Origin of the sequence: Cytobacillus sp. SAFR-174 (assembly GCF_051964675.1) — a bacterium.
Classification (GTDB): domain Bacteria; phylum Bacillota; class Bacilli; order Bacillales; family Cytobacillaceae; genus Cytobacillus.
This window is the reverse complement of record NZ_JBQCMZ010000009.1, coordinates 151,342-160,748: the sequence shown is the minus strand read 5'-3', so window position 1 is coordinate 160,748 and position 9,407 is coordinate 151,342. Positions and strand designations below refer to the sequence as shown.

The 9,407-nt window shown below is 40.3% G+C and carries 8 protein-coding genes; 4 read left to right on the top strand and 4 right to left on the bottom strand.

Translation table 11 applies throughout. The features are described from left to right. Positions 1–125: 125 nt before the first annotated feature. On the bottom strand, positions 126–1,211 hold the full coding sequence (locus ACTHRG_RS11755; protein ID WP_076256243.1) for an AI-2E family transporter: 1,086 nt from the start codon (positions 1,209–1,211) through the stop codon (positions 126–128). A gap of 136 nt (positions 1,212–1,347) precedes the next feature. Here ACTHRG_RS11755 and ACTHRG_RS11750 point away from each other — a divergent pair, with 136 nt between their 5' ends. Then, positions 1,348–2,382, top strand: a complete 1,035-nt coding sequence (locus ACTHRG_RS11750) for a mechanosensitive ion channel family protein (protein ID WP_076256245.1) — start codon at positions 1,348–1,350, stop codon at positions 2,380–2,382. A 70-nt stretch (positions 2,383–2,452) separates the two neighbouring features. Here ACTHRG_RS11750 and ACTHRG_RS11745 read toward each other — a convergent pair whose 3' ends face one another. Together ACTHRG_RS11745 and ACTHRG_RS11740 are read right to left on the bottom strand one after the other, a co-directional pair. Then, complete coding sequence (locus ACTHRG_RS11745; protein ID WP_076256247.1) at positions 2,453–2,638, bottom strand: hypothetical protein; 186 nt, start codon at positions 2,636–2,638, stop codon at positions 2,453–2,455. A gap of 434 nt (positions 2,639–3,072) precedes the next feature. Next, positions 3,073–3,507: a hypothetical protein gene (locus ACTHRG_RS11740; protein ID WP_076256615.1), complete on the bottom strand. Its 435-nt coding sequence runs from the start codon at positions 3,505–3,507 to the stop codon at positions 3,073–3,075. A gap of 158 nt (positions 3,508–3,665) precedes the next feature. Here ACTHRG_RS11740 and ACTHRG_RS11735 point away from each other — a divergent pair, with 158 nt between their 5' ends. Next, positions 3,666–5,957, top strand: coding sequence for an ATP-dependent DNA helicase (locus ACTHRG_RS11735; protein WP_076256249.1), 2,292 nt, complete (start codon positions 3,666–3,668; stop codon positions 5,955–5,957). Between the two features lie 34 nt (positions 5,958–5,991). Here ACTHRG_RS11735 and ACTHRG_RS11730 read toward each other — a convergent pair whose 3' ends face one another. Beyond that, positions 5,992–6,618 (bottom strand): YczE/YyaS/YitT family protein, encoded by a 627-nt coding sequence (locus ACTHRG_RS11730; RefSeq protein WP_076256250.1) that lies wholly within the window; start codon positions 6,616–6,618, stop codon positions 5,992–5,994. A gap of 327 nt (positions 6,619–6,945) precedes the next feature. Here ACTHRG_RS11730 and ACTHRG_RS11725 point away from each other — a divergent pair, with 327 nt between their 5' ends. Further along, a complete protein-coding gene (locus tag ACTHRG_RS11725; RefSeq protein WP_076256252.1) occupies positions 6,946–8,913 on the top strand; it encodes an LTA synthase family protein in 1,968 nt (655 codons plus the stop codon). 177 nt (positions 8,914–9,090) lie between these two features. Then, positions 9,091–9,372 carry a four-helix bundle copper-binding protein gene (locus ACTHRG_RS11720; protein WP_440231234.1) on the top strand — a complete coding sequence of 94 codons (282 nt, stop codon included), beginning with the start codon at positions 9,091–9,093 and terminating at the stop codon, positions 9,370–9,372. The last annotated feature ends 35 nt before the right edge of the window (positions 9,373–9,407 follow it).

Genomic DNA, 9,407 nt, shown 5'->3' with positions numbered 1-9,407 from the left:
AAAGCGAAGCGCCTGGAACGGAAATCAACAGCCTCGATTACACGCTAAATAAAAAAACTGCAGACAAGCTCGTTTTTCATCGAGTTTGTCTACAGTCTGAACTGCCTTAACGGCAGTCCATTTATTTATATTTCTTCGGATAGGAGGCTTTTCCTTGTTCTTAATCGGTAAAACCTTCTGAAGTCTTTTACGAGAACCTTTATGACAGAATAAAAAGGTATAGCAATCAGGATTCCGATAAAACCATAAATCGATCCTGCAGCCATTAAGATAATAATGACTGTAAGCGGATGGAGATTAAGTCTTTTGCCCATCACATGAGGTGAGACGAGATTGCTTTCAAGAAGCTGAACTGAAATCAGTACCATTATAATTTTCAATACCATTCCCGGTCCCTGCAATAACCCGATGAATATTGCAGGAATGATTCCGAGTACAGGACCGAGAAAAGGAACAACAGTCAGGAACATCGCAAACACAGCTAGTATCAATGCGTATTCCAATCCGATAATCTTATACCCGGCATACATTAACACGCCATCGACGACTGCCACAATAAACTGGCCGGTTACATAGGAAAATAAGGTCTTGTCTATATCCCCCAAAATCCGCTGGCCTTCTTCCTCGTGTTTGTCAGGAAGGTATTTTAAAAGAAAAGGCCTGAGCTTGTGGTCATCCTTAAGGAAGTAGAAAAGGATAAAAGGTACAACAACGATGACAGTGACAATACTTGTAATGGTAGAAAAAACTTTCATTACGTTTTCTCCTGCCCCTGATAAAAGTGTTTCCAGGAAGTTCAGTACTTTATTTTTTACACGGTCATAGGAGAAGGTGCCCATATTATTTTCCTCAACCACTTTCTCCGTTTCATCCGATAAGTCTTCCATCTTAGCAGGCAGATTTTCGCTGATTTCTGCTATCTGGCTGCCAATTGTTGTGCCGAGCAGATTAAAACCTAAATATCCTAAACCCAGGACCGCAGCAAAAATAAGCAGAATGCTCGCTGTTTTTGGCACAGCCCTTGAAACCAGCCTGACGAGGGGTCTTAGTATATAGTAAAAAATGCCGGCAATTAATACAGGGAAGAAAATAGTTGCAATTAGAGCACGGATCGGCCATAAAAAATAATCAATTTTCCCAAGGAGAAAAATGATGATTAACACAAAAATGGTGCCTGCTGCATATTTAAAAAAAGGTTTATTGATCCACATGCATATACCCCAACCCTTATATATGTATTTACTACTCACTGTTCCTTTTTTTAAACAGTATTAAACACCGGTTTAAGAATCTATGTAAGAGGAATAGTTTAAGAATGAACTATATTACAGGTGAGGGAAGCTGCCGATGCTATTTTTTAAGAATGTAACCTTGCAGGAAGTACTGCTGTTTTTATTGTTTGCAGGATTGATACTCGCTGCCAAATGGACAGTTAACTTACTGGTGAATAAGAGGAGGGGCAAGTCGATTCAGAATGACCGGATCATGCAGGGTGTTTCTTCACTCGTGAACTGGGCTGCTTTTTATGGAATCATCATTCTTTTCCTTTATTATTTTTCAAAGGAGAAATGGCTTTTTTATACCTTGTTTACAGCAGGAGAGGTAGATGTAACGCTATATTTAATAATTGTAGCGTTCTTGACAGTCTCGCTCGCAAACCGGATCGTAAAAGTATTCACCAAATATGTATTAACATCTGTTTATGAATTCTATGGAGTTGACCGCGGGCTCGGTTATTCATTCAACAGAATGATCTATTATACCGTCATGGTTGCAGCGCTCGCCATCAGCCTGACAACGGTTGGGCTGGATTTAACAGCGGCGGCTGCCATACTGGGTGTTCTCGGTATTGGGATAGGTTTCGGGATGCGAAATATTGCCGGTAACTTTATTTCAGGCATTATCATCCTCTTCGAACGGCCGATTGAAATTGGGGAAGTAATTGAGATAAACAACAAAATCGGTAAAATAGAAAGCATCCGTCTCAGATCCACTATCATCCGTACGGCTAAAGAGGGAACCCTGATTGTGCCAAATCAATACTTTATAGAACAGATCATCAAGAACCGGACGGGCTCAGAAATGCTTGCCCAGGTTCAAATCAGCGTAGTGTACGGCACTGATACTGAGAAAGTAGAAAAGCTTCTGAGAGAGGCAGTGGACTTGGAAGTGCCGAAAACAAAAGGAGTTTTAATGGAACCTGCGCCTGATATCCGTTTTGTTGATTTTCGCAGCAAAGCCATGGACTTTCTGATAGAGGTCCCTGTTGCAAACTTTGAAGCCAAGCAGAAATTTGAAAGCCGGCTAAGGCATGTAATTGCAGAGAGTTTTTATTTGAACGGAATTGAACTTGCCTCAGCACAGCTGCTGCCCGGTGAGTGACAATACATGTTAAGCAGTAGAAATAACGAAAACACCAGCTGCTAAGGGCTGGTGTTTTCCAACGTGAAATCTATTTTCCCAACAGAGCTTTCACTCCAAGATAAAGAATGGCAAGACCAAAGATGATCATAGCCAGACTGCCGACAATGGTGAAAAAGCTGGCAATACCTGAAGTAATAACTGCAGAAACAGGTACCATTGTCATGCCGTAGCCAGCAAGCATACATGCAAGATATAATAATGCCAATTGATACATTATAGATCCCTCCCTTCCATACTAACGTATGAAAATGAAGGAATCTTGCTTGGTCTAATATCCCGAATCTTCCGAATAACGCAAAAACAGTTCTTTGGAATTATTTATCGCAGTCTAACGGGCAGTAATACCCCACTTCAGGACTCAGAGGAATCAAAGGAGGATAGGCGGAGGTCAAACTGCCCGTAAAGGGCCGAAAACGAACAAAGACTAAGAACGCCACGTCCTCCCAAAAGCTGCCGATTTCGGTCGTGCGATGTATCGCTGCCGTAGATTTCCTTGTCCTGTGGCAACATCTTTGTGACCCAGTTCCTCCCAAAAGCTGTCGCATTTGGTCGTGCGATGCTCATGCTGACGAAGCCTTCCTTGTCCTGTGGGCCTCAACTAACAATCAGTGGGGGATTAGGAAAACCCCCACTGATTGAAGTTTCACTTTATTGATTCTGATTTGCTTCCTGTACAGCTATGATTTTTAGAGCAGTTAATTCTTCATCCGATAATCTTTCAGTTAAAAGACTGTATAATTCATTTTGTTCTTCAGCAGTCAGTCCGCCTTTTACTTTTGAGACACTCTGCTTGATTTCATCAATCGAAAAGCTTTCTGAAATCTTCTTTACCGCTTCTTCTTTTGTCTTGATCGGCAATGATGTCTTTTGAAGATCTGCAGCTTTTAAATCATCCATACTGTTTCCAAGCAGAGCCTCTACGTTTGGATCATTGGCAAGCATCGCAAGATCATCCTCAGATATGCTGCCGGCAACTTCTGTCATTACTTTATTTGATATCAAATTCATTGAAGCAAAATAAATGAGAAAACCCAGTAGAATAAAAGACCCTCCAGTGATAGTCCAAAAAATAATTTTTTTCAACTTTATGGGCTGCTCTGAGAAACGAACAGTTCCGTTCACACTCCTCCCATTTCCTTCTTCTTAAATTGTAAATGGTTATTTCCTTCTTTTGCAAATCTTTCTTATCTGCAGAACGTATGTGCTATAATGGAGTGATAGTAAACTAAGGGGCCGTTTCAATGGATAAAAAGATAAAAATTTCTGTAAGATCGCTTGTTGAATATGTATATAAGAGCGGCAGCATTGAAACAGGCTTCCGTTCTGCAGTGCCGCTTTTAGAAGGAACAAGAATTCATCAGAGAATTCAAAAACTGTATGGCGAAGAAGATCAAAAAGAAGTGTATCTGCAAACAGCATTAACCGTCAATAATCTCGACTTTCAGATCGAAGGAAGATGTGACGGGCTTATCATCAATAATAGCGAACGGATTATTGATGAAATTAAGTCTGTATCTATCCCACTATCTGAAATTGATCAATTTGCATATCCTGTCCATTGGGCTCAGGCTAAATGCTATGCTTTCATGTATGCGAAAGACCATAATATTTCAAAAATAACAATTCAATTAACTTATGTACATGCTAAAACAGATGAAGTGAAAAGATTTCAGCACAGTTATTCTTTTTGTGAACTGGAAGAATTCATAGTGCATCTTCTTGAATCCTATTCTCCTTACGCAGAATTAAGGGTTCGGCATCAAAAGGATTTAATAAAAGGTCTTCAGGAACTGACTTTTCCTTTTCCAGCTTATCGAAATGGCCAAAGGAAACTTGCAGGGGCAGTGTACAAAACAATTGCTGAAGGGAAAAACTTATTTGCCAACGCACCTACAGGCATCGGCAAATCCATTTCCACCCTTTTTCCAGCATTAAAAGCCATTGGGGAAGGACATATTCAGAGGATCATCTATGCCACAGCTAAAACCATTACCCGTCAGGCTGCAGAAGGGGCCATTAACCTAATGCGGGAAAATGGATTGAATCTTAAATCAGTCACAATCACGGCCAAGGACAAAATTTGCTTTAAGGAAGAAACTAATTGCCATAAAGACAGCTGTGAGTTTGCCAATGGGTATTACGACAGGATTAATAATGCATTACTTGACCTCCTGACAAATGAGAACTTGATAACCAGAACGACAATTGAAAAATATGCGATGAAGCATAAAGTCTGCCCTTTTGAATTTTCATTGGATGCTGCATATGCAGCTGACACCATTATTGGTGATTATAATTATATTTTCGATCCGAAGGTCTCACTGAAGCGATTGCTGGAAGAGGAGAAAAAGAAAACTTCGCTCCTGATCGATGAAGCACATAATCTAGTGGACCGCGGAAGGGAAATGTATTCAAGCACGCTTGAGAAATCATCTTTTCTTCAATTGAGCAGAAGCTTTAAAGGGAAGGATGAAAGGATTCAAAAAAGTGCAAAACAGGTTAATGGAATTTTTATTGCATTAAAAAAGAATTGTGGTGAAAATCAGGAAATCGCAGAAAAGGATCCCCCTGAAGAACTTTTTGAAGTTCTTGAGGAATTTGTTCAATATGCCGAAGACTATCTGGGACAAAACAGGAACAATACGGATGAGGAATTGCTGGAAGTATTTTTTGCTGCCCAGAACTTCGTAAGAATAGGTAAACTGTATGATGAAAGGTTTGTAACGTATATTCAAAAGCAGAGAAATGATCTGAATATCAAGCTATTTTGCCTCGATCCATCTAATCTTCTGTACAAGGCCAGAAAAGGATATAAGTCAGCTATCTTTTTTTCAGCTACCTTAATGCCACTTAATTATTATTTGGACATGCTTGGCTTTCAAGAAGAAGATTTTATTTTATCTGTTCCTTCCCCTTTCTCAAAAGATCAGGCTAAGGTATACATACAGCCGCTTTCCACTAGATATCGCGACCGGGAAGAGTCTATTGGACCGATCGTCAGTACTATTAAGAGCATGTTAAAGGAACAGAAGGGGAATTACTTGATCTTCTTTCCATCCTACCAATATATGGAGGATGTCTATTGTCGGTTACTCGATGAGGAACTGCCGGTACATACAATCATTCAAAGGACTGGAATGGATGAAGGGGAAAGGGAGAAGTTTCTGGATGCATTTCAGTCAAATCCTTCTGGAACTCTGTTGGGATTCGCCGTCCTGGGCGGGATATTTTCAGAGGGAATTGATTTGCAGGGAGATAGGCTGAACGGTGTATTCGTGGTGGGGGTAGGGCTTCCACAGTTAGGGTTTGAACGCAACATTATGAAAGCTTATTTTAATCAGCAAGGAAAAGACGGCTATGATTATGCCTATACTTATCCTGGTATGAACAAGGTTCTGCAGGCAGGGGGCAGATTGATCCGCTCTGAGGACGATACAGGAATGATTGTTTTAATGGATGACAGGTATGTGCAGGCAAAATATCAGGCTCTGCTGCCAGTGGAATGGAAGGATTTTAAAGTATTAAGAAGTTAAAAACATCCTGCTCTTTGAGCAGGATGTAATCGTATTATTTAGTAATGACAGGACCTTTCGGGTCCTGCATTTTTCCGAGCGCTCTTTCGAAAACCGGGTAAAAGAATTGTACTACAAGTCCAAGTGTCAATGTTACCACGATTGTGCCTACTCCGATTGCACCTCTGAATAAAAACGCAAGCAGCAAAGCAAAGCTCTCGCTGATGATCCTTGAATTCCTTAAGTTTAATCCGAATCTGGTGTGAATGGCTACCATTAATGTATCCATAGGGCTTGCCGGAAATTTAGCCTGAAGATAGATGGCAACTCCCATTCCCATCGAAAGAATTCCGACGAATAATATGATCGATTGCATTGCCAATGTCTGCGGCGAAAGGTCACCAAAAATGATGAGAAGCCAAAAGTCAATCAGTGCGCCAATAATCAAAATGGAAATGGCTGCAAGGACTTCAGGCTTTTTTTTCATTAGAAAGGCATTTATAAAAATAAGCACGATTCCATTTATAAAAACAAAGGTGCCAACTGTTAAGTTAAACATTTGCGATTCACCAACAGCCAGGGCATCCCATGCAGAAGCTCCGAGGTTTGACCTGATAATCAGGGCTACACCCATTGTCAGGATCAGCATCCCAATAACAAAAAATAATAGACGTTCTTTCATGAAGACTCTCCAATCCAACTATGTTTAATTTTAGCTTGGCCCTTTTGAACATCAATACTCCTTCAGCATTGAAATTATGAAGGGAAAATTCATTTTACCATTAAAATATATTGGGCAACAGGTTATTTTATTAAAAATTGTTGGTTTTTGCGGTAAAAAGGCGAAAGATATTAAGGCGAAATCCATTTTCATTGAATTGGAATTGTGCTATATTATTTTACATTCGTTCACCATTTATTAATGCTGCTGCTACAAAATTTTTACATAACAAAAACTTAGCCGCTGCTAAGTTCGCATGTGTACAATTTAAGAGGTGAAACCACACTAATGAGAAAGTTATTCAAATCGCCTGACAAATTAGCTAAAAGCAGCCTTGCTGTATTCTTTCTGACTGTTATCCTTTTTTGGCTAAAAACATATGGAGCCTATCGCATTGAATTTAACTTAGGGATTAATAATGACATACAGCGATTTCTGTTGTTTTTGAATCCGTTAAGTTCTACACTGGTATTCCTGGGGTTGGCTTTGTTTTTCAAAGGGAAATGGCAATCCGGCATGCTTATTGGCTTGAACTTCTTCTTATCCTTCCTGCTTTATGCAAATGTCGTTTATTACCGATTCTTTAACGATTTTATTACTGTTCCTGTTCTCATGCAGGCAAAAGTAAATGGAGGGCAGCTGGGAGATAGCGCTCTGTCGTTAATGACTCCTTGGGATATCTTTTATTTTACAGATACACTGCTGCTTCTTTTTCTGGCAGTCAGGAAGTGGTACAATCCGGGAAAGAAAATCACCCGTAAACCAGCTTTGGCTGTTATGGCAGCAGGGATCATTGTATTCTTCATTAATCTTGGAATGGCCGAGAATGACCGCCCTGAACTGCTTACACGTTCTTTTGACCGCAATTATTTGGTGAAATACCTGGGAGCATACAATTTCACGATTTATGATATAGTGCAGAATGCGAAGTCTGCCAGCCAGAGAGCTCTTGCGGATACGAACGATGTGACTGAAGTGGAGAACTATGTTAAAGCAAAATATGCACCACCAAACCCTGAATACTTCGGAAAAGCCAAGGGCATGAATGTTATTTATGTATCCATGGAATCACTGCAGACTTTTATTATAGACTACAAGCTGAATGGAAAAGAAGTTACCCCATTCCTGAACTCACTTGCACATAGCGGCAAGACATTTTACTTTGATAATATAGTCAACCAAACCGGACAGGGAAAGACTTCCGATGCCGAGTTCATGATGGATACATCGCTATATCCCATGTCACAGGGAGCCGTTTATGTAACAAAAGCGCAAAATACATTCCATGGCACACCTGCTATTTTAAAGCCACATGGCTATACTTCAGCAACTTTCCATGGAAACTACAAGACATTCTGGAATCGTAACGAAATGTATAAAACCATGGGCTATGATAAATTTTTTGATGCAGAGTACTACGATATGAACAATGAAAACACGAAAAACTATGGCTTGAAGGATAAGCCGTTTTTCAAGGAATCCATGCCATTGCTGACCAGTCTGCCACAGCCCTTTTACACAAAGTTCATCACGCTTTCAAATCACTTTCCCTTTAAAATGGATGAGTGGGATACTGACTTTCCTGCAGGAGAAACAGATAATGATGTGGTGAATCACTATTTCCAGTCTGCGAATTATATGGACCAGGCACTAGAGCAATTCTTTATCGATTTAAAGGATTCCGGATTGTATGATCATACCGTAGTTGTTCTGTATGGGGATCATTACGGAATTTCCGAAAATCATAATGAGGCAATGGCTAAGGTGATCGGAAAAGAAATTACGCCATTCGAATATGCCAAGCTTCAAAGGGTGCCAGTGTTCATACATGTACCTGGAGTGGAAGGCGGCATTGTCCACAACGTCGGCGGACAGGTAGATGTGCGTCCAACATTACTTCACCTGCTGGGCATTGATACAAAAAATCATCTTGAAATGGGATCAGATTTGTTATCGGCAAAACACCGTGAAGTTGTCCCATTCCGAAACGGCAACTTTATTTCACCGGAATATACCCAAATTGAAGAAACCTGCTATTTTACTGATACTGGAGAAATAGCTGAAGCTAATGCATGTAAGCCATTTTCCGATCAGGCGAAAAAAGAGCTTGAAATGTCAGACAACATTGTTTACAAGGACCTGCTTCGTTTTTATAAGCCGGAAGGATTTGTTCCAATCAACCGGAATGATTATTCATATATTAAGAAAGAGGTCCCATTTAAAGAGGAAAGAAATGGGCCTGGTGTACAGAAGTAAGATTCAGGAGCGGAGAGATTACTCTCTGCTCTTTTTTTTAACCCTTAAATATATGCAGAAAGTATGGAGTTTACTGAGAAAATGCAAGGGTAGAATATCATTGAAAAGATATAAAGAAAGGGTGATAAGGATGTACAGCCAATCTTTTGAAGAAGCATCCAAGCTTGTTTAGAGTGTATGAAAGCCTGTAATGTGTGCTATGATGCATGCTTGGAAGAAGAGAATGTTAAAATGATGGCAGAATGTATTCGCCTGGACAGGGAGTGTGCTGATATCTGTGCCTTTGCTGCTAAGGCAATGCAGTCTGAGAGCCCCTTTGTCAAGCAAATTTGCAATCTATGTGCAGATATATGCGATGCGTGCGGAAATGAGTGCAAAAAACACGATCACGATCATTGCCAGCTCTGTGCAGAAGCATGCTTTAAGTGTGCAGAAGAATGCCGTAAAATGGCTGCTTAAATTAGCAGACAAAACAGACATCCAGCAGGGTGTCT